This window comes from Bacteroides sp. AM16-13, from assembly GCF_003602705.1.
In the GTDB taxonomy this organism is placed as follows: domain Bacteria; phylum Bacteroidota; class Bacteroidia; order Bacteroidales; family Bacteroidaceae; genus Bacteroides; species Bacteroides xylanisolvens.
On record NZ_QTLK01000002.1, the window covers coordinates 1 to 21,233 of the forward strand.

Annotated in this window: 14 protein-coding genes and 3 tRNA genes; 2 read left to right on the forward strand and 15 right to left on the reverse strand. The window is 37.5% G+C overall.

Annotated features, from left to right (window positions below):
- Positions 1 to 115: 115 nt before the first annotated feature.
- The 6 genes from DW173_RS01500 to DW173_RS01525 form a co-directional block, all read right to left on the reverse strand.
- Positions 116 to 189 (reverse strand) — tRNA-Arg (locus DW173_RS01500).
- A gap of 21 nt (positions 190 to 210) precedes the next feature.
- Positions 211 to 284 (reverse strand) — tRNA-Arg (locus DW173_RS01505).
- A 20-nt stretch (positions 285 to 304) separates the two neighbouring features.
- Positions 305 to 378: transfer RNA gene (locus DW173_RS01510), tRNA-Arg, on the reverse strand.
- 79 nt (positions 379 to 457) lie between these two features.
- Positions 458 to 2,758, reverse strand: a complete 2,301-nt coding sequence (locus tag DW173_RS01515; RefSeq protein ID WP_008022360.1) for a patatin-like phospholipase family protein — start codon at positions 2,756 to 2,758, stop codon at positions 458 to 460.
- Between the two features lie 171 nt (positions 2,759 to 2,929).
- A complete protein-coding gene (gene htpG / locus DW173_RS01520) occupies positions 2,930 to 4,975 on the reverse strand; it encodes a molecular chaperone HtpG (protein WP_117684117.1) in 2,046 nt (681 codons plus the stop codon).
- Positions 4,976 to 5,108: 133 nt separating this feature from the next.
- Positions 5,109 to 7,637, reverse strand: a complete 2,529-nt coding sequence (locus tag DW173_RS01525; RefSeq protein WP_004314507.1) for an ATP-dependent Clp protease ATP-binding subunit — start codon at positions 7,635 to 7,637, stop codon at positions 5,109 to 5,111.
- Positions 7,638 to 7,991: 354 nt separating this feature from the next.
- Between DW173_RS01525 and gyrA the strand changes: the two genes are divergently transcribed.
- Together gyrA and DW173_RS01535 are read left to right on the forward strand one after the other, a co-directional pair.
- On the forward strand, positions 7,992 to 10,568 hold the full coding sequence (gene gyrA, locus DW173_RS01530; RefSeq protein ID WP_008022356.1) for a DNA gyrase subunit A: 2,577 nt from the start codon (positions 7,992 to 7,994) through the stop codon (positions 10,566 to 10,568).
- Positions 10,569 to 10,600: 32 nt separating this feature from the next.
- Positions 10,601 to 11,815, forward strand: a complete 1,215-nt coding sequence (locus tag DW173_RS01535) for a tetratricopeptide repeat protein (RefSeq protein WP_008022355.1) — start codon at positions 10,601 to 10,603, stop codon at positions 11,813 to 11,815.
- A gap of 232 nt (positions 11,816 to 12,047) precedes the next feature.
- Here DW173_RS01535 and DW173_RS01540 read toward each other — a convergent pair whose 3' ends face one another.
- The 9 genes from DW173_RS01540 to DW173_RS01580 form a co-directional block, all read right to left on the reverse strand.
- Positions 12,048 to 13,169 (reverse strand): universal stress protein, encoded by a 1,122-nt coding sequence (locus tag DW173_RS01540; protein ID WP_087318607.1) that lies wholly within the window; start codon positions 13,167 to 13,169, stop codon positions 12,048 to 12,050.
- A 77-nt stretch (positions 13,170 to 13,246) separates the two neighbouring features.
- Positions 13,247 to 13,537 (reverse strand): hypothetical protein, encoded by a 291-nt coding sequence (locus tag DW173_RS01545; RefSeq protein ID WP_004295969.1) that lies wholly within the window; start codon positions 13,535 to 13,537, stop codon positions 13,247 to 13,249.
- 129 nt (positions 13,538 to 13,666) lie between these two features.
- Complete coding sequence (locus tag DW173_RS01550; protein ID WP_004314372.1) at positions 13,667 to 14,500, reverse strand: tetratricopeptide repeat protein; 834 nt, start codon at positions 14,498 to 14,500, stop codon at positions 13,667 to 13,669.
- Between the two features lie 18 nt (positions 14,501 to 14,518).
- Entirely contained in the window at positions 14,519 to 16,339 is a 1,821-nt protein-coding gene (locus DW173_RS01555; protein WP_120143516.1) for a BatD family protein, read from the reverse strand.
- Positions 16,340 to 16,370: 31 nt separating this feature from the next.
- On the reverse strand, positions 16,371 to 17,093 hold the full coding sequence (locus DW173_RS01560) for a tetratricopeptide repeat protein (protein WP_008022343.1): 723 nt from the start codon (positions 17,091 to 17,093) through the stop codon (positions 16,371 to 16,373).
- Between the two features lie 8 nt (positions 17,094 to 17,101).
- The gene (locus tag DW173_RS01565) at positions 17,102 to 18,130 is read right to left on the reverse strand and encodes a VWA domain-containing protein (protein ID WP_004314368.1); all 1,029 of its coding nucleotides are present in this window, start codon (positions 18,128 to 18,130) and stop codon (positions 17,102 to 17,104) included.
- A 45-nt stretch (positions 18,131 to 18,175) separates the two neighbouring features.
- A complete protein-coding gene (locus DW173_RS01570; protein ID WP_004314367.1) occupies positions 18,176 to 19,159 on the reverse strand; it encodes a vWA domain-containing protein in 984 nt (327 codons plus the stop codon).
- Between the two features lie 49 nt (positions 19,160 to 19,208).
- A complete protein-coding gene (locus tag DW173_RS01575; RefSeq protein ID WP_120143518.1) occupies positions 19,209 to 20,297 on the reverse strand; it encodes a hypothetical protein in 1,089 nt (362 codons plus the stop codon).
- Complete coding sequence (locus DW173_RS01580; RefSeq protein WP_004314365.1) at positions 20,297 to 21,166, reverse strand: DUF58 domain-containing protein; 870 nt, start codon at positions 21,164 to 21,166, stop codon at positions 20,297 to 20,299. Before DW173_RS01580 ends, DW173_RS01575 begins: the two co-directional genes overlap by 1 nt.
- Positions 21,167 to 21,233 lie beyond the last annotated feature (67 nt).

The window sequence follows — 21,233 nt, forward strand, 5'->3', positions numbered from 1 at the left end:
ATGATGCAAAAATAAGAATTTTAACGCAATCCCCCAAGGTTTCAGACTGAGCCCCGATTTCTTCGATGAAATGGGGGAAAAATAAAATCCTCCACATAAAATGCAGAGGATTAAGTGATCGCGACAGGATTCAAACCTGTAACCGGCTGATCCGTAGTCAGCTACTCTATTCAGTTGAGCTACGCGACCCTATAATTTGTAAGTTTTCAGTGACCGCGACAGGATTCAAACCTGTAACCGGCTGATCCGTAGTCAGCTACTCTATTCAGTTGAGCTACGCGGCCATTTTGTTAATTCAAAAAAGTGATCGCGACAGGATTCAAACCTGTAACCGGCTGATCCGTAGTCAGCTACTCTATTCAGTTGAGCTACGCGACCATTATTTCGTTTTAACGGGTGCAAAGATACGGACTTTTCCCGAACTAGCAAGCTTTTCAACGACTTTTTTTGTAGAAAATTATTCTATGAACCGATAATTGAATAGTTGCCAACCTATACTTAGTCCGACATTCCACTCCCTTTTCGGTGAGCTATAATGATTTACATATGCAGAGATGTCTCCAAAAGGTAATTGACATACAACAGAAATTTCTCCTAAATATTCAAACTTGGAGAAAGCTTTTCCATAATATGCTTTATTCAACGAGTTTTTTTCGATTGGATAAATGGGCATAAAGCCATAAAATTCTCCCCGAAGATGGAACATCTGGTTTAAACGGTAAATAGGCCGAATACCGGCTCCCACAAATTGATTGGCACGAAAGGCTTCGTTGTAGGTCAATTTACTGTGTAGCGTGGGCGAAAACTCTCCAGCCTGCATCATTGTGGCCGTATAGTTCTCGGAAAAGTTTTTAGAGGCATATAATGCCTTCAAATACCACCCTAAAACCCAATGTTCACTCATATTATGATATTTCTCTTTCATGTATGATAATTGTAACCATGAGTGATGGTCTTTATTATTGTTGTTGGTGGTACTTCCTTCGCCTGGGTAGAATCGCTCTTTTCCAACGAAGATCTGGGCAACAAGAGCTTCTCTGTATCCACGTGTAGGGTATTGTTTAGAATTTAGGGTGCTTCCATTAAAGCTGATTGATCCACCGAATAAATCATAGCGACTTTTGTCAAATTTGTCATTTCCAAAGTCAATGACGCTTTTCTGAAAATATTTATCTTCTATTTTCGCAATTCCGACCCCAAACTCTGCTCGCTTGCTCGAAAGGAAAGGTAATCCGACCTGCAATTTTAAGAAACGTTCGTCTTTCTGATTAAAGGCGGGTTTGTTATTTCGCGAGAAAAGTTTGTCTTTCTTGAAATAGTCGAAAGTACTGATTGAGCCTATAAGGCGGTATGAGGTAGGAATGGCAGTGGCGAAGTCAATTTTTGCCATAAACTGCACGTTATTATATACTTTTCCGAGTTGCCCGTCAAGGATAAACTCTTTGGCATAGTAGTTTAAATCCTGATAGCTAAGCCCCAGATAGATCTGATTGGAGTTGGAAGTGGATATATTTCCTCCCAACCGCACAGCAAAATTATTTTCTAATTTCACCTTTAAATGTAGATCGTAGGTATCGTCTTCCGGATTATAAATTGCATGTGGTATAATTTCGGAAATCATTTTATCAGATAACAATCGGAAATAACCTTGTTTTAAATCCTCATAAGTGAATTCTTTGTTGTCTGATTTATGAAATTCTCTTTTAATATATACTTGTTGTTGTGGATTAGCTCCGTCGATGATGATATTTTTAAAGCGTAGCTCCGGAAAATTACTCCGGTATACCATTCTTCTTAAACGTATATTGTCCAGATTTACACGCCGATGGATACGACTTTTGATTGAATCCATCATGCTGATGGTTCGATTATATCCTATATCGTGTAATTCGTCAATGCGTTGAAAATCCATTAGATTGACATTGTCATATTTGAACGTCATTAAAATCCCCATGGAGTCCGGAATGGAATAGTCGGTTTTCTGCATCACCATATTTTCAATTTGACTCATGAGGTCATTTTCTTTGGGTTTAGTGGGATTGGTTGACACGACGCTTCCTATGATGACATCCGGATGAAAATCATCTCTCATGACATCTGTAGGAAAGTTATTATAAATACCTCCGTCATAGGCTAATACATTGTCTATTTCAATAGGTTTAAACATGAATGGGAAGCTCATGGAAGCTCTGACGGCATCTCCTAAATCTCCTTCCTTCATGACTAATTGTTTCTTGTTGTATACATCGGACGCAATGCAGCGGAAAGGAACAAAAAGTTTATCAAAATCTCCCTTACAAGCAGCTGTGGCACGTGCATATAGGTCTACGAAAACGAGATTCATCTGAATCGGATTGACAACACTGGTAGGCAGGAATTGAGGTTTCAAACTTTTCAGTGAGTCTTTGAATGAAAAACGAATATTGAAGAATTCGGGAGTGGGAAGATTCTTTTTGAAGTGATATACATATTTCTCTTCCACTTCTCCGGAATACCATCGTTTAAAGTCTTCCGACTTGAGAAGTTCTACCATGTCGTCAGGAGAGTATCCCATAGCATATAAAGAACCGATAATGGCTCCCATAGAAGTGCCTGCAATGTAATCAATAGGAATGTTGTTTTCTTCCAAAGCGCGAATGATACCGATGTGTGTCATCCCTTTGGCGCCACCACCGCTTAATACAAGTCCTACTTTTTGGGCATGGATAGCCGGAATAATCAGCCATAAAGTAATTAACACTAAAAAAATCTTTCTCATAACCCAAATCAAACAATTGAATTTTTTGTCTATTAAGTGTTCAAATATATACAATACTTTTCAATTAATCGATATTTTACCGATCGTTTTAAATTGAAAAAGAGCATTACAACGTGTATTTAACGTTGAATGCTCTTTCTTGAAGTATGTGTAATGTTTAAAGGGGCGATATTAAATCAATTCTATGCTACGTTTTACGAAGTTATTCAAAGCTTCACCTCTTAGCATATTGTTTTGCAATAAGGCCAAATCGATCAGCTGGCGGATAACTTTATTATTGCTTGCGTAGCCGATAAAGATAGCTTCTTTCTTACTTTTCAGATCATCCCACTTCTTATCCAGATTGTTTAGTTCATCTTTTTCTGATGTGGGAATTTCTTCTTCTTTCTTATCCTTCTGCTTGTCTTTCAACTCGTTGCGTTGTTTGTTGACATTGTCCATTTCAGAAAGTATCGGAGCTACTTCTGCCTGACAAGCACTTTCTTCTTCATTCAATACCTGTTTTATCAACTTATGGTCTGAATTCAGAATTAGATTAAACATATCAGGCATTTCACCATAGAAACTCATTCCGGCCTGAATATTCGCCATTTCCTTCATACGACGCATATATTCGCTTTGAGTAATCATGACTGGAGCTGAATTTTCTCCTAATGCCTGTGTCATGACATTGAATTCAACTTTATCCATTTTAGGCAATTGACTCTTGAAGGCTGTTGTGATTGCATCCTGTTTATTGGCTTCCAACGTTTCACCTTTCTTATCTTCTTTTACAATAAGATTGTCAACGACATCGCTGTCTACACGAGTGAAACGGGATTTTTCAAGTTTTTGTTCCAGCATGCTCACCATAGCTACATCCAACTGGCCATCCATGAGCAGAACATTGTATCCTTTGTTGGTGGCAGCTTCAATATAACTATATTGCTCATCCTTGTTATTTGCATACAGATAGATTAGGTTTCCATCTTTATCTGTCTGATTATCTTTAATAAGAGTCTGATACTCTTCAAATGTGTAATGATTGTCATTTGTATCGGTGAAAAGGGCAAATTTTTGCGCTTTATCATAGAAATCCTCTTGTGTGAGCATTCCGTAATTGATAAATATTTTTAAATCATTCCACTTTTCTTCAAATTGCTTACGGTCATTCTTGAATATAGACTGTAAACGGTCGGAAACCTTCTTTGTGATATAAGTTGAAATCTTCTTCACGTTCGAGTCGCTTTGCAAATACGAACGGGAAACGTTCAACGGAATATCCGGAGAATCGATTACGCCATGTAACAAAGTCAGGAAGTCCGGCACAATACCTTCAACCGAGTCCGTAACATATACCTGGTTGCAATATAACTGAATCTTATTCTTATTTAATTCAATATTGCTCTTTACCTTCGGGAAATAGAGGATACCAGTCAAATGGAATGGATAATCAACATTCAGGTGAATCCAGAATAGTGGTTCATCAGACATTGGATATAACTTACTATAGAATGATTTGTAATCTTCATCCGAAAGTTCGCTAGGTTTACGTGTCCACAAAGGAGTGGTATCATTGATTATATTATCTTCGGCTGTTTCTACCTGTTTGCCGTCTTTCCATTCTTTCTTTTTCCCAAATGCAATGGGAACAGGAAGGAAGCTGCAATATTTCTTCAGAAGCTCGGAAATACGTGCTTCTTCGAGGAATTCTTTGCAGTCATCATCAATGTATAAGATGATGTCTGATCCACGATCAGCTTTTTCAATTTCTTCAATAGTGAATTCAGGGCTGCCATCACAAGTCCATTTTACGGCTTGTGCACCGTCTCTGTATGATTTAGTGATAATTTCCACTTTCTTTGCAACCATAAAAGCAGAGTAGAAGCCAAGTCCGAAATGTCCGATAATGGCATTTGCGTCATTCTTATATTTCTCCAGGAAGTCGTTAGCTCCTGAAAAGGCTATTTGATTGATGTACTTTTCAATTTCCTCTGCAGTCAAACCGATACCACGGTCGGAAATAGTAATGGTATCTTTGCCCAATTCAACGTGAACGGTTAAATCACCCAGTTCACCCTTAAATTCGCCAATAGAAGCAAGCGTATTCAGCTTTTGAGTGGCGTCTACCGCATTAGATACTAACTCGCGCAGAAAAATCTCATGGTCACTGTACAAAAACTTTTTAATGATAGGGAAAATGTTCTCTGTTGTAACCCCAATATTACCTTTTTGCATAATACGTATATTTTTTAGTTTATCTATTGATTAATTTTAATTGATGTTTGTTCAGATAGAGACAAAAAAAATGCCAGACCCGAAGGTCTGACATTATGGCATATTATTTTATTTTCTTATTCAGGAAATAATTTTATTCCGGAGTGACAACTTTCATCTCCAATTCACCTTTTTCTTCATTGAGAGATACCTGAATAGTATCTCCCTCTTTTAAAGAGGAGGAAATAATGAGCTCGGATAAGCCATCCTCCAGATAAGTTTGAATTGCTCGCTTCAAAGGACGGGCGCCATATTGTACGTCATATCCTTTGCCGGCGATAAATTCTTTCGCCTTATCTTCAATAACAAGCTTGTAACCAATAGATTCTATTCTATCATACAATCCTTTCAGCTCTATGTCTATAATCTTTGTTATTGCTTCCAGAGAAAGTTGGTCAAACGTGATTATTTCATCTACACGATTGATAAATTCGGGCGCGAATGATTTATTTAGAGCTTTTTGTATTACGCTTCGCGAGAATTCTTTATCATCCAGGCGGCTTTGTGTCGCAAAACCAACGCCACGTCCAAATTCTTTCAGCTGACGGGTTCCTATATTGGAAGTCATGATAATAACAGTATTTTTGAAATCCACCATTCTGCCATAACTGTCAGTCAGACGACCTTCATCCATAACCTGAAGCAAGATGTTGAACACATCCGGATGTGCTTTTTCTATCTCATCAAGCAATACAATCGAGTATGGTTTACGGCGCACTTTTTCTGTCAGCTGGCCACCTTCTTCATATCCTACGTATCCCGGAGGTGCTCCAACCAGGCGTGAAACAGTGAACTTTTCCATATATTCACTCATATCTATACGAATCAGTGCATCAGCAGAACCAAACATATATTTGGCTAACTCTTTTGCTAAGTGAGTTTTACCAACTCCTGTCGGGCCTAAGAACATAAATGTACCAATTGGCTTATTAGGATCTTTTAGCCCTACACGGCTTCGCAAAATAGCTTTAACCAGTTTTTCTATTGCTGTATCTTGTGCGATGACTTTAGCCTGCAAATCTTCTTTCATACCTGCGAGCTTGATACCTTCAGCCTGTGCCATCCGTTGTACCGGAATGCCTGACATCATTGAGATGACATTGGCAATTTCTTCTGCATCAACAGTTTGCCTGTTTTCCTTCAGATTGGCTTCCCATTCTTTTTTCATTTCATCTAATTGGACAGAAAGCTCTTTTTCTTTATCACGGAAGCTGGCTGCAAGTTCGAAATTCTGCGATTTCACAGCTTCGTTTTTCTTGCTTTTGGCTTCTTCGATCAGTTTTTCTTGTTCTTCTATCTCTTTGGGCACATTGACATTGGTAAGATGTACACGTGAACCGGCTTCGTCTAAAGCGTCAATAGCTTTATCAGGGAAATTACGATCTGTGATATAGCGGTCTGTCAGCTTGACACATGCTTCCAATGCTTCATCCGTATAATACACATTGTGGTGGTCTTCATATTTATCCTTGATATTACGCAAAATCTGCAAAGTTTCGGCAGCGGTAGTCGGTTCTACTATTACTTTTTGGAAACGACGTTCCAAAGCGCCATCTTTCTCAATGTTCTTACGATATTCATCAAGAGTGGTAGCACCGATACATTGTATTTCTCCTCTTGCCAATGCCGGTTTTAGCATATTGGCAGCATCCATAGAACCTGCCGCAGAACCTGCGCCTACAATCGTGTGGATTTCATCAATGAATAATATTACATTCGGATTTTTCTGTAATTCATTGAGAATGGAACGAATACGTTCCTCAAATTGTCCACGATATTTGGTTCCTGCTACAACAGCAGTCATATCAAGAGCAACCACTCGTTTATCAAACAGAATCCGCGAAACCTTTTTCTGAATGATTCTTAATGCAAGACCTTCAACAATCGCTGATTTTCCTACACCAGGCTCACCAATCAAAATCGGATTATTCTTTTTGCGGCGGCTTAAGATCTGCGCTAAACGTTCGATTTCTCTCTCTCTGCCGACAACAGGATCCAAGCGTCCTTCTTCTGCCGCTTTTGTCATGTCAGTACCGAAATTGTCAAGTACCGGCGTGTCATTAGACGGCTTTTTTGAAGCGGTTTGTGCCTGTTGGCGTTCGTCCGAACCACCTCTGCCGGAACGGGGAGAGGACATTTCTTCGTCATCATCATCGTCTTCCGTGAAACCCATACCAGAGTTTATATCTGGCTGCAATGTAGCTTGCTCCAGTACTTTCACATAATTTATATCGTTTGCTTCAAGTACAGAAGCGGCCATATTGTTTTTTTCTCTTAAAATAGCCAATAATACATGTTCTGTATCAGCGATGTTACTTTTCATTCCACGAGCTTCTAAAATACACATTTTTAATATCTTTGCCGCATCATTAGATAACGGTACCTCTGCATCAGGCAATAACATATCATCAGCTTCTGCCTTCAGTTGAGCTTCAATCTGTTGCTTTATTGCAGCTAGATTGGTGTTGAGTTTAGACAATATCTCGATAGCTTTTCCTTCACCGTCACGGAGGATTCCCAGAAGCAGGTGCTCAGGGCCTATATACCTACTTCTCAACCGATTCGCTTCTTCCTTACTATAGACGATAATGTCGGAAACTCTTTGTGAGAATTGATTATTCATACTTTTCCTTTTCTTCTAAGGGTTATTCACTGGCAAATATACGCATTAATCAAGTTTGTATTGCAATATTTGCTTTATTTCTTATATCTACAAATGGCGTGCCATAAAAACGGTGTATTTGCATTATATATATAAGGTATAACAAATATCCAGCTCTTTTTTACCAATGTTATCTATCTTTCCATATTATATTTATCGTTTTTATCTTTTTATTTTCGAATTTTAAAGTTTAATGAATTGTCGTCCCGGTCATGCTAAAACTTTCTTTCTAAAAACTTTCGTATATCGGGGAAAAGTAGTACTTTAGCGTGGTTTTTCACAAACCGTAGAATGTATAATTAATAATCATTTTAAATGCTTGAACAAGACAGAATTATAAAGATTAACATCGAGGAGGAAATGAAGTCATCGTACATTGACTACTCCATGTCGGTCATCGTTTCACGTGCCCTTCCGGATGTTAGAGATGGATTTAAGCCTGTTCACCGTAGAATTTTATACGGAATGATGGAATTGGGCAATACTTCAGACAAACCTTATAAGAAATCAGCCAGAATTGTGGGTGAGGTACTCGGTAAGTACCATCCTCATGGAGATTCTTCTGTTTATTTTGCAATGGTGCGTATGGCTCAGGAATGGGCAATGCGTTATCCTTTGGTAGATGGACAGGGGAACTTTGGTTCTGTAGACGGTGATAGCCCTGCTGCTATGCGTTATACAGAAGCTCGTCTTAATAAGTTGGGTGAAGCAATGATGGATGACCTGTATAAGGAAACCGTCGATTTTGAGCCTAACTTTGATAATACGCTGGTAGAACCTAAAGTTATGCCGACACGTATCCCGAATCTTCTGGTGAACGGAGCATCCGGTATCGCTGTAGGTATGGCTACAAATATGCCTCCTCATAATCTTTCAGAAGTAATTGAAGCATGTGAAGCATATATTGATAATCCGGAAATTACAGTAGAGGAACTGATGGAATTTGTCAAAGCACCAGATTTCCCTACTGGTGGGTTTATATATGGTGTGAGTGGTGTACGCGAGGCATATTTGACTGGACGAGGACGTGTAATTATGCGTGCGAAAGCCGAAATCGAAAGCGGACAGACACATGATAAGATCGTAATAACCGAGATCCCTTATAATGTAAATAAGGCCGAGTTGATTAAGTATATAGCTGATCTTGTAAATGATAAGAAAATAGAAGGTATCTCAAATGCCAACGATGAGTCTGACCGTGACGGTATGCGTATTGTTATTGACATCAAACGTGATGCAAATGCAAGTGTAGTGTTGAACAAACTCTATAAAATGACAGCTTTGCAGACATCTTTTGGCGTAAATAATGTTGCTTTGGTTCATGGACGTCCAAAGACGTTGAATCTGAGAGATTTAATTAAATATTTCATCGAACATAGACACGAAGTTGTTATTCGTCGTACTCAGTTCGATCTTCGTAAAGCGAAAGAACGCGCGCACATTCTTGAAGGTTTGATTATCGCTTCGGATAATATTGATGAAGTAATTCGTATCATTCGTGCAGCAAAAACTCCTAATGACGCTATAGCAGGCTTGATTGAGCGATTCAACCTGACAGAAATTCAGTCTCGCGCAATTGTAGAAATGCGTTTGCGTCAATTGACAGGTCTGATGCAGGATCAGCTTCATGCGGAATACGAAGAAATAATGAAGCAGATAGCTTATTTGGAAAGTATTTTGGCTGATGATGAAGTATGCCGTCAGGTAATGAAAGATGAATTGTTGGAAGTTAAAACGAAATATGGAGATGAACGTCGTTCTGAAATCGTTTATTCTTCAGAAGAGTTCAATCCGGAAGACTTCTATGCAGATGATCAGATGATTATTACAATTTCTCATATGGGTTATATCAAACGTACTCCGTTGACTGAATTCCGTGCACAAAATCGTGGTGGTGTAGGTTCGAAAGGTACGGAGACCCGTGATGAAGACTTTGTAGAACATATTTATCCTGCTACCATGCACAATACGATGATGTTCTTTACACAAAAAGGCAAGTGCTATTGGCTGAAAGTATATGAAATACCTGAGGGAACGAAGAATTCTAAGGGACGTGCTATTCAGAATTTGTTGAATATTGACTCGGACGATAATGTAACTGCATACTTGCGTGTGAAGAGTTTGGAAGATTCTGAGTTTATTAATAGCCATTATGTATTGTTCTGTACTAAGAAAGGGGTAATAAAGAAGACATTACTAGAACAGTATTCTCGTCCTCGTCAGAATGGTGTAAATGCCATAACTATCCGTGAAGATGACAGTGTTATTGAAGTTCGTATGACGAATGGAAACAATGAAATCATCATTGCCAATCGTAATGGACGTGCAATTCGTTTCCATGAAGCAGCAGTTCGTGTAATGGGACGTACAGCAACAGGTGTACGCGGTATTACATTGGATAATGATGGCCAGGATGAAGTAGTAGGAATGATTTGTATCAAAGATTTGAAGACAGAATCTGTGATGGTAGTTTCCGAACAAGGATATGGCAAACGTTCTGAAATAGAAGACTATCGTAAGACGAACCGTGGTGGTAAGGGTGTGAAGACCATGAATATTACCGAAAAAACAGGTAAGTTGGTAACAATCAAGTCAGTAACTGATGAAAATGACTTGATGATTATCAATAAGTCTGGTATCACTATTCGTTTGAAAGTGGCTGATGTTCGTATTATGGGCCGTGCTACTCAAGGTGTCCGTCTGATAAATTTAGAAAAACGTAACGACCAGATTGGTTCGGTATGTAAGGTTATGACAGAAAGTCTTGAAGATGAAATTCCGGCAGAAGAAGCAGAAGGAACAATTGTGAGTGATCCGAATGCTGATGCTCCTGATATTGATGATGTAGCAGACGTAAATGAAAACGAAAGCAACAACGAAATCGAGGAATAGACATAATATTAATAATTAATCAAACAACAATCATGAAAAGAGTATTATTTTCGATGGTTTTATTGATGGCTGTTAGCTTCTCATTCGCACAGATGAAAAATGTGAAAGAAGCAAAGAGTATGGCTAATGACGTAAAACCTAATTTTAAGCAGGCTGAGCAGCTTATTAAAGAAGCTATGAAGAATCCTGAAACGAAGGATCTTGCTGACACATGGGACGTTGCTGGATTTATTCAGAGACGTATCAACGAAGAGCAAATGAAAAATGCTTTTTTGAAAAAACCGTATGATACATTGAAAGTGTATAATAGTATTCTGAAAATGTATGAGTACTATACTAAGTGTGATGAATTAGCGGAAATACCTAATGAAAAGGGAAAAGTTAAAAACAAATACCGGAAAGCAAATGCTTCAAGTATGTTGGCTGAACGTCCTAATTTGATTAATGGTGGTATTCAGTATTTTAACTTGGATAAGAATAAAGAAGCCTTGAAATTCTTTGCAACATATGTTGAATCAGCTTCGTATCCGATGCTAGCTGATAAAGAATTGGCTAAGAATGATACTCTTATCCCACAAATTGCATATTATGCTACATTGGCTGCTGATAGGGTAGGTGATAAAGATGCTATTATTAAATATGCCCCAATGGCTTTATCTGATAAGGACGGAGGTAAATTTGCAATGCAATTGATGGCTGATGCCTATAAAGCTAAAGGTGATACTGCTGCTTGGATTAAATCTTTGGAAGAGGGTATCCTAAAGTTCCCTGGAAATGATTATTTCTTTGCTAATTTGGTTGATTATTATAATAGCTCTAATCAAGCTTCAAAAGCTATGGAGTTTGCTGACAGAATGTTATCTAATGATCCGAACAATAAGTTGTATTTGTATGTAAAAGCATATCTTTATCATAATATGAAAGAGTATGATAATGCAATCGAATACTACAAGAAAGCTATTGCTGCTGATCCGGAATATGCAGAAGCATACTCTAATGTAGGCTTGGTATATTTGATGAAAGCACAGGATTATGCTGATAAAGCAACAACAGATATCAATGATCCTAAATATGCTGAAGCACAGGCTGTAGTTAAGAAATTCTACGAAGAAGCTAAACCATTCTATGAAAAAGCTAGAGCTTTGAAACCTGATCAACAAGATTTATGGTTACAAGGTCTTTATAGAGTTTACTATAACTTGAACATGGGACCTGAATTTGAAGAAATCGATAAACTGATGAAGTAATATCGTTTTCAGGAAAATTATAAGTCTGAAAAATATGGGAAGGTTGCTAGAAATAGTAACCTTCTTTTTTTCGTATAATTCATATTGAGGAGAGATAATCAAAAAATACATATGTATTTTTCTTCAATTGATAAAAATTAAAAAGGAGCAATATAATAACATTGCTCCTTTTTAATTAAACATAATATTGATTATTCCATAATCGTAAATGCCCGTTTTTTGCTTGATCTGATCAGCTATTAATAATAAGTAATGGCGTATCAGAATGAAAAATCATTTTTCTAGCAATACTTGGATTAAATAACCGAGCAAATATATTCCTTTTGTAAGAAGTCAAAGTGATTATATCTATTTGATTATCTTTGATATACTGATCAAGCCCTTTTAGCAAATTATCGTTCATTACTACATCATAATGAATTTCAAGCCCTGGATATTGCTTGTGAAAATATTCTTTTATACCTGCTAGTTTTATTTCATTCCAGGTATCTTTGGAATCAGTAAGATGTATTAAAGATACAGAAAAATGGAATGATTTCCAAGTATTAAAGAATGCTTCGAAAGCAATTAAATCTCTTTGATCAAAATTGGTAATAAAGGCGATCCGTTTTACTTCACTAAACTGTTTAAATGGTGTGTTTTCGGGAATGGCCAGTACAGCTGTGCGGCTTCTATCAATAACTTCAGCAGTTACACTGCCAATCAAATCGATATCTTTCTGATTCTTTCCCCGAGTCCCCATGATGATAACCATAGGACGCTGTTCCTTAGCATATCTTAAGATTTCTTCTTCTGGAATACCTTCACGTAAGATACAGCTATATTTAATATTGGGAAAATCACCCGATGTGACTTTTTCTTTTATCTTTTCTGATAAGGCATTGAGGTCAGAATGAACTTTCTGAATAATCGTTTTTACGGATTCTTCATCTCCAATCTGGTAATTGAAAACATCTCCATATGGTAATGATGAAGCATATATAGGCGTAAAATAGACGTGCAACAAAATGACTTCAGCATTTTCTGTTTTTGCTAGGTTAAATGCAAATTCACACGCTTTCATCGAATAATTAGAGAAGTCAACGGGAATTAAAATCTTATTTGACTTATTTTCTGTTTTGGGCTCCTTCTCTCCCACTATACTTTCAGACAGCCATGTAGAACTTTCTGTTATTTTCAAAGCACGTGGCAGATCGCTTTCCTTTATGCGTAAACGCACCCCCGAAGAAACAACCGGTTGTATTTGATTTACGTTATGAATGTATGTTTCTATACCTTCATTTTCCAAGACATTCTTTAAGATCTGCGCTTTAGTGTATGTCAGAATGGCTAGGGTTACTAATTTGTCTTCCATAAATGTACATTTTATAAGGTGAAAACAAATAAGAAATCCCAATTGTTTGATTCAATTGGGATTCAGTTTGTTATATTTTAAACTTGCACAGATTCGGTAGCCTGTTCTTTTTGCATACTCATATTCAATTCATCTAGGATTTTTAAAGCCCGATCAAGAACGGTCGTATCATCCAACATTACAAGCCCACCATCTGGACCGGGCTCAAGATGTATTCCGACACTTTTTCCCTCCTTGAAATTGTGTCCTCCGAAAAAGTTTCGCACTGTATCTACGTGCAAACCAAGTTCGTCTGCTATTCTATGCATGCTACCGCTAGGCAATGAATCTTTAATTTTACGAAGTTCATTAAACGTTATTGTTCTCATGTCTCATAAATTTAATGGTTAATACTATGTGATTTTTTTATCACGCTATAAACTTAAGCAAAAAAAAAAGATAAAACAAATTATTTGCTTATCTTTTTTTCTTGAATTTATAAAATCTATTAATGACCTTTATATTACTTCAATAGCGGAAGCTGGTACCCATCCTACTTTTCCATCTTCCAACCGAATTTCTTTCCATTCTTTCATAGAGTTGTCCTTGACGTTTACTTTTCTCCCTTCATGCAGAATAAACAAACTGGTACCACTCTCGCTTGGAGTACTTCGAACTGTTACACTTGGGTTCATTACTATAGCTTCATTTCGATTGACTAAATGTTCTTTTTGTTGTGAAGCAAAAAGATTAGAGCAAATGGTGACAATCAGAAAAACAATTCCTAATATGAAGCCTACTTTCTTTAACACAATCTGTTTAGAGAATATAAAAAAGTAAAGAGCTATAATCAATAGAATAAAGGATACAATACCCCATGTGGCCCATGCATCTACACTCATGCTATTTGTCAGAGATTTGATCCATGAAACAAAGAACACTTCAGGAACAGGCTCAACTTTGTCTATTGTCTTTGCGCGTGCCACTTCAAGATTAGCACGTATATCGCCATTTCCAGGTTGCAATAACAAGGCACGCTCATAATTTAAAACAGCTTTCGCTATCTCTCCTATTTTATAATAACTATTTCCCAGATTGTAATAAACGTCAGCAGCTTCTCCATTTTTTAATAATGCTTCATATATTTGAATAGCTGCTGCATAATCTTCTTTTATATATGCGGAATCGCCTTCAGCTTTTGTGGCATCTTCCAGTGTGTTACTGGAAAATGTGGTGTGTGAAGCGTGGATAGAATCAGCTCCATTGGTTTGTTTAGAATCAATGTTTAACGAATCTTGTGCAAAACAAGTAAGTGACATTGATAATAATATAAAAAATAATATCTTTTTCATGACACAATCTCTTCTGGGTTAATGTTTTATCGAATTCTCCATTTTGCTTATTACTTCTATTGAAGAAGAATAAACTTTATCCATGGCTTGATTTTCATCACCTGGAGCAAACCGGGCAAATTCACAGTCATTCAATGCATTCAGGAATTCTTTGATTAGTTCCTCATTTACTCCATGATTTCTTAGCTTCTCTTCAATATTATCTTTAGATAAACGAGATACCGGAATATTCAGTTTGTCACTTATATATCCCCACAGTGCCTTTAAAACTTCATCATAGAAAGCATCTTTCTTATTTTCTGAGAGTAATTTTCCAGCTAACTTCATACGTTTTGTTGCTACTTTATTGGCTTTCTTCGTACGCATTTTAGCTACGTTCGCATTTTCAGCAGCTTGCTTACGATAAATAATAAAGAAAATAATAAAGGCAAGAGCCGGAATGATATAGAATAGCCAATATGTCATTGAACCATAGAAGAAACTTCCTTTAGGCTGGAGAGTAACTTCGTTTTGTTTGATGTAACGGATGTCCTCACCTAATACTTTCAAATCCTCTTTATTAGTGAAATTAGCAATTACTTGATCTGCATTACCCACACCTTTCTCAACGTTTATTACATATTCTTCTGTTTTCAGCGTTTTATAAGATTTGGAGCGAATATCAAAATAACTGAAAGATACTCCTGGAATCTTATATGTTCCAGCATGTCTCGGAATTGCTAAATATTCGATAACCTTATTACCTGTAAGTCCTTCCCGGGTTAATCTGACTTGATTGTCTACTTTGGGATCGTATACTTCAAAATCATCTGGGAATTTAATTTCTGGATTAGAAATTAACTTCAGGTTACCTGTACCGGATATTACTAGTTTAATAGTAATAGCATCATTGGTTTTCAGTTCCTTGTTGTTGATAGATGAAGAAATATTGAACTCTCCCACTCCACCGGAGAAATCTGCCGGTTTACCTGCAGGAAGCGGATTTACATTTATTGCTATTTTAGGGGTGGAAATTGATTTTTTTATTTCAATGACATTACTTCCTCCATTGAAGAAAGCATCAAAAGGATCATCAGATTGTACAGGTTTACCAACTGTCATCTGGAATTGAGCAGGATCAATATATAGTTTTCCTGATTGTTGCGGGAAGAGAACGAACTGACGATAAACTGTCGTATAGTAATTACGTCCCTGATAATGTTCCGGAGTCCATCTCGCATTTGTAGTCATTTCGATTTCTTGAGAATGGAAACCTTTAAAGTCGGGTAACTTTGCATTATTCAGTTGTAAATTGGATTCTCTGGTGTATATTTTATAGGTCAGGACAAATGCTTCCTGTTCGTACACATTCGTTTTACTGGCACTTGCTGTAATAAACAAGTCTTGGTTAGAGACCCCTGTACCAGATGAGGAATGTGTAGAAGAGCTACTGCTACTATTGCTACTACCTTGATCTTGTGGCAATACTTTAATCCTTACTGAATTTGATACCATTTGATCGCCATCAGCAATAATTGAGGCACCGGGTATTGTGTATTCTCCGGCATTATTTGCCATTAATATATATGTGAATGTAATACTACTAGTAGACGTAACATTACCATTTACTATTTGAGTATTACTTTGTTGTGAACGGCTTGGCCCCATCAACACATCAAAACCTTTGATCGATGGTGCCCGGAAATCTTTCACTTTTTGTGTAGTAACAGTATACGACAGCCTGAACTGGTCACCTACTACCACTGCGTCAGGAGCAGAAGCAGTAAAAGACACTTTATCAGCAAGCATCTGAGTGCTATATGCTATCAATGCCATCAATATAATAATCAGTTTTTTCATTGCTTATGAAATTTATATCATCAACTTTATATTACCAATCTTTTTCTAAGCGACCACCTTGCATAACTTTTTGTTGCTTTTTCACTTTGTCTTGCACATCTTTTTCATCCTGCATTACAGAATTCAGCAATTGTTCAGCATTCTCCTTTGACATCTGATTATCTTGTTTTTTTTCTGACTTCGGTGGTTGCTGCTGATCTTTCTTTTCATCTTGTTTCTGATCTTTCTGCTTGTCTTTATTCTGGTCTTGTTTTTGATCTTGCTTTTGTTGATCTTTATTCTGATCCTGATTTTGGTCTTGATTCTGCTGATTTTGTTGATCTTTCAACATTTTCTGTGCAAGAGCCAAATTGTACCGGGTTTCATGATCGGCAGGATTATTACGCAATGACATTTTATAGGCGTCCACAGCCTTTGCATAATCTTTACCAGCTTGGAAAAGTACTCCCATATTGTGGTAGATATGGGCGAGCTTCATTTTATCCTTTTCAATTTTGCTGGCCGATACGTATTGTTCCATGGCATCCTGAAACTTTTGCTGTTGCGAAAGAGTATTTCCCAAATTGTACATAGATACTGTAGACTTGGGATTTACTTCCAGAGCTTTCCGGTAGTTTACCTCTGCGTCAACAAATACACTATCATTAAACAGACGGTTTCCCTTACGGATATAGTCGCGTTCTGCTTTCTGAGCCGAGACACCGGCTGTCGCTAGCAGAAATACAGCGAATAGAATATATTTACTTTTTAACATACGTATAACTATTTCTTATTAGAAAACAGGTGAATGTTCTTAAATAAAGGATTCTTGCGGTCCAAAATTAAGATTTCTGCCAATAACAATAGTAGAATAACCCATGCAATAGCTTGGAATTGTTCGTTAAACTCTGTATATACTTTTGACTCTACATCAGACTTCGCCATTTTGTTCACTTCTTGATTAATAGCTCTTTGGGCTGAATTAGAGTTGTCTACTCGTACATATATACCTTTTCCTTCCTTAGCAATTTCCTGGCACATAGCTTCATTCAAACGGGTAACAATCACATTACCTTCCCGGTCGCGGCGATAATCATTCGTACCTTCTACCGGAATGGGGGCACCATCAGGCATACCTACTCCCAATACACTTACTTGAATACCTTTTTCTGCAGCGGCTTTGGCGGCTTCCACTGCACCACCCTCATGATTTTCACCGTCAGTAATAACAATAATAGCACGTCCTACCCCTTCTTGCGGAGTGAAACTACGAGCTGCTAAATTGATTGCTTCCCCGATAGCTGTACCCTGTTTAGAAATCAACGAAGGATTGATGGACTCTAAAAACATCTTAGCGGAAATATAGTCGCTTGTAATTGGTAGTTGAGTAAAAGCGTCACCTGCAAATACAATCATACCTACCTTATCATTGTCAAGTTCATCCACTAATCTGGAAATTAATCTTTTTGCTTTTTCCAGACGGCTAGGCTGTACATCTTGGGCTAGCATAGAGTTTGAAATATCCAAAGCTATAATTACCTCTACTCCTTTACGCTTAACCGTTTCCAGCTTAGAACCGAATTGGGGGCGTGCTAATAATACGGAGAACAAGCCAATAGCAACAAAAATAATCCAGAATTTTACATCCGGACGATATTTGGATACATCAGGCATTAATTGAGCCAATAAAGTCGGGTCTCCGAAGCGTCGGATATTCTTTCTTCTCTTGTAGTTGGAATACAAGTAGAAAGCTGCTAAAAAAGGTAATAGCAGCAATAAGTATAAATATGTAGGTTCTCCAAATCGAAACATCTTCTTACTATTTTATGATTGACAAATAACGATTGACAAACATTCTTATGGAATTTTCTTGAGTACCGAATTGCGTAGTAGTACTTCCAACAAGACACAGAGGAAAGCTGCTAAAGCAAACCAATGATACTCTTCGTCTCGTTTACTGTACTCTTTTACGTTCAGTTTCGTCTTTTCCAGTTTATCAATTTCTTCATATACTTCTTTAAGCTTCGAGTTGCTCGTAGCCCGGAAATAGTTACCATCTGTCGTTCCGGCAATCTCTGTCAATGTCTTTTCATCAATTTCTACCGGCATACTTACATATTGCACCGTATTTCCGACTGGATAAGGATAAGGAGCCATTCCATTGGTACCTACTCCGATGGTATATACACGAATACCAAAGCTTTTTGCTATTTCTGCCGCTGTCATAGGCGAAATATCTCCCTTATTATTAGTACCATCCGTCAATAAGATAATAACTTTAGATTTCGCTTTGCTATCTTTTAAGCGAGTCACAGCATTAGCAATACCCATACCAACCGCAGTACCGTCAGTGATAAGGCCGCATTTAATATTATGTATCATATCCAACAATACGGCATGGTCTACAGTCAACGGACATTGAGTGAAAGTTTCTCCTGCAAATAATGTAATACCGATATTATCATTGGGGCGTCCGTTGATAAATTCAGCAGCTACATCTTTGGCAGCTTCAAGTCTGTTTGGCTTTAAGTCTTCAGCCAGCATACTGGTAGAAACGTCAATAGCCAGCATAATATCAATTCCTTCTATTTCACTGTTCTGCCACTTGTTAGTAGTTTGCGGGCGTGCAAGAACCAAGATAACCAACACCAAAGCAATGCAGCGCAGTAGAAATGGAACATGCAACAAATAGTTCTTATAACTTTTAGGTGTATGTGCATATACCCGAGCATCTGAAATTTGAAGGGTTGCTTCACTTTTCTTTTGTTTCAGGATATACCATACAATATATGGTATAAGCAATAATAGCAAAAACAGATATTCAATATTGGCAAAAACCATTTTATTTATGATTTAACAGTTTACTATTTAGTATTAAGTTATACACTCTTTATACAAAAAGATTGTATAACTGCAGACCTATATATATAAAGGTACCAATCAGTGCTGCTGATAACAGTGCAATTCCGCAAATCAGCATAGCTTTAACACGTAAAGAACGTTTCTCAATGATAGTGATTTCCGTTGGTTGCGGTTTCTGGTTTTCCTCTTCCGGTTGTTTTGTCTCATTGATAAAATCGATGGCATTAATTAAATTAGCATCGTTTTCATTCATCTGAGGATCATGTTTGGCAAACTTAACTAAATCAGCGGTCTGGAACAAAAGTTTCAAGTCTGATATAGCCTCTTTATCATTCAACTCCAATAGCTGGTCAATTATTTCAGAAGAAGTCATTTCTAATGCGTTAAATCCGAAACGGTCCTTAATATAGGTGCGAAGTGTATCCGTTAGTTCGGTATAATACTCCTTCGATTGTCCTTTCTGCCATACCTTCTCTGTTTTGATACGTTCTATCTCTTTCATTGCAGCCTGATGTGGCGGCAATTTAGGTTCAACTTTTATTTTACGGATAATAGGTTTATTATCACGTATACGAATAATGAGATAGATCAGTAAACCAAGCAAAGGTAAAGCCAGGAATGAACAAGCAATTAATCCATACCAGTCTTCCCACGCAAAAGGAGCTTTCATCACAGGTTTCTGCCCAAAGAACTGGTCCGGATGTAATGTATCAACCGGCATCGAATATACTTTCAATGCCAGAGCTTTGGATTTATATACTTTATCATCTACGGTAACCGGCATTGGTGGTAGATAATATAGAGCAGAGTCAAAAGAAGTGATAATGTATTCTTGAGTAATCAACATTCGTTGGCGATCATTCAGGAATTGAGTATCCGGTTTGACTGTTTCTATAATTTCCACACCTCTTACTAATGTATCGGTGTAAGCAGGAAAAATAGCACGCTGTTTAGCATCCATGGCTACTTGCAATTGCACTTTCGCCTGTTCGCCAATCAGTATCTGCAATGAATCAATTTTTGCTTCTACCGTGACAGACTGTGCTGCTGCTTTGCCTACAGACAATAGAGCTAATAATGCTATCAGAATAATATTTCTATTCATCTTTGATTCCATTAATTTCGTTTGGCAAATAAATTCAACAATGCCTTTACGTAATCCTGGTCGGTTCTGACAGATACAGCATCCACGTTACTTTTAGTGAAAGTATCGTTAAGTTCAGTCTGCTTTTGTATCCACCAGTCACGATGTGCCCGGCGTACAGCTTTGGAAGAGGTGTCGATCCATTGTTCATGTCCAGTTTCCGCATCTTTGATTCGCATCAGTCCTACTGGGGGAAGATCACTAACCCTCCTGTCGTACACTTGTAATGCTACTACATCATGTTTTCTATTAGCAATGGTCAGTGCATTCTTAAAGCTGTCCTGATCAATAAAGTCTGATAAGATAAATGCGGTGCAACGTCTTTTCATCACGTTTGTCAAATATTCTAAGGCAAGACGAATATTTGTACGACGGCTTTCCGGCTGAAAATCAATCAATTCGCGGATAATATATAAGATATGTTTACGTCCTTTCTTGGGAGGAATAAACTTTTCTATCCGGTCTGAAAAGAAAATCACACCAATTTTATCATTGTTCTGAATAGCAGAGAAAGCAAGCGTGGCAGCGATTTCCGTCACCATATCTTTCTTCAACTGCTTGATCGTACCAAATTCCAAACTTCCGGAAACATCGACCATTAACATAACTGTCAGTTCACGTTCTTCTTCAAACACTTTCACATAAGGTTTATTGAAGCGCGCAGTCACATTCCAGTCTATGTCACGTATATCATCGCCGAACTGATACTCACGGACTTCCGAAAATGACATACCCCTACCCTTGAAAGCCGAATGATATTGGCCTGCAAAGATATTGTTAGACAATCCTCGTGTCTTTATTTCAATTTGGCGAACTTTTTTTAGTATTTCACTTGTTTCCATTTATACAGTAGTTAAGTAGTAAGTAGTTAAGTAGTCATGTATAGATATTAATGACTACTTATTGACT

What these genes read in the sequence shown, in the direction of transcription:
- DW173_RS01515 (WP_008022360.1), bottom strand. Translation starts at nt 2,758, where the DNA reads ATGAGAAAGATTTTTTTAGTGTTAATTACTTTATGGCTGATTATTCCG.
- htpG (WP_117684117.1), bottom strand. Translation starts at nt 4,975, where the DNA reads ATGCAAAAAGGTAATATTGGGGTTACAACAGAGAACATTTTCCCTATC.
- DW173_RS01525 (WP_004314507.1), bottom strand. Translation starts at nt 7,637, where the DNA reads ATGAATAATCAATTCTCACAAAGAGTTTCCGACATTATCGTCTATAGT.
- gyrA (WP_008022356.1), top strand. Translation starts at nt 7,992, where the DNA reads ATGCTTGAACAAGACAGAATTATAAAGATTAACATCGAGGAGGAAATG.
- DW173_RS01535 (WP_008022355.1), top strand. Translation starts at nt 10,601, where the DNA reads ATGAAAAGAGTATTATTTTCGATGGTTTTATTGATGGCTGTTAGCTTC.
- DW173_RS01540 (WP_087318607.1), bottom strand. Translation starts at nt 13,169, where the DNA reads ATGGAAGACAAATTAGTAACCCTAGCCATTCTGACATACACTAAAGCG.
- DW173_RS01545 (WP_004295969.1), bottom strand. Translation starts at nt 13,537, where the DNA reads ATGAGAACAATAACGTTTAATGAACTTCGTAAAATTAAAGATTCATTG.
- DW173_RS01550 (WP_004314372.1), bottom strand. Translation starts at nt 14,500, where the DNA reads ATGAAAAAGATATTATTTTTTATATTATTATCAATGTCACTTACTTGT.
- DW173_RS01555 (WP_120143516.1), bottom strand. Translation starts at nt 16,339, where the DNA reads ATGAAAAAACTGATTATTATATTGATGGCATTGATAGCATATAGCACT.
- DW173_RS01560 (WP_008022343.1), bottom strand. Translation starts at nt 17,093, where the DNA reads ATGTTAAAAAGTAAATATATTCTATTCGCTGTATTTCTGCTAGCGACA.
- DW173_RS01565 (WP_004314368.1), bottom strand. Translation starts at nt 18,130, where the DNA reads ATGTTTCGATTTGGAGAACCTACATATTTATACTTATTGCTGCTATTA.
- DW173_RS01570 (WP_004314367.1), bottom strand. Translation starts at nt 19,159, where the DNA reads ATGGTTTTTGCCAATATTGAATATCTGTTTTTGCTATTATTGCTTATA.
- DW173_RS01575 (WP_120143518.1), bottom strand. Translation starts at nt 20,297, where the DNA reads ATGGAATCAAAGATGAATAGAAATATTATTCTGATAGCATTATTAGCT.
- DW173_RS01580 (WP_004314365.1), bottom strand. Translation starts at nt 21,166, where the DNA reads ATGGAAACAAGTGAAATACTAAAAAAAGTTCGCCAAATTGAAATAAAG.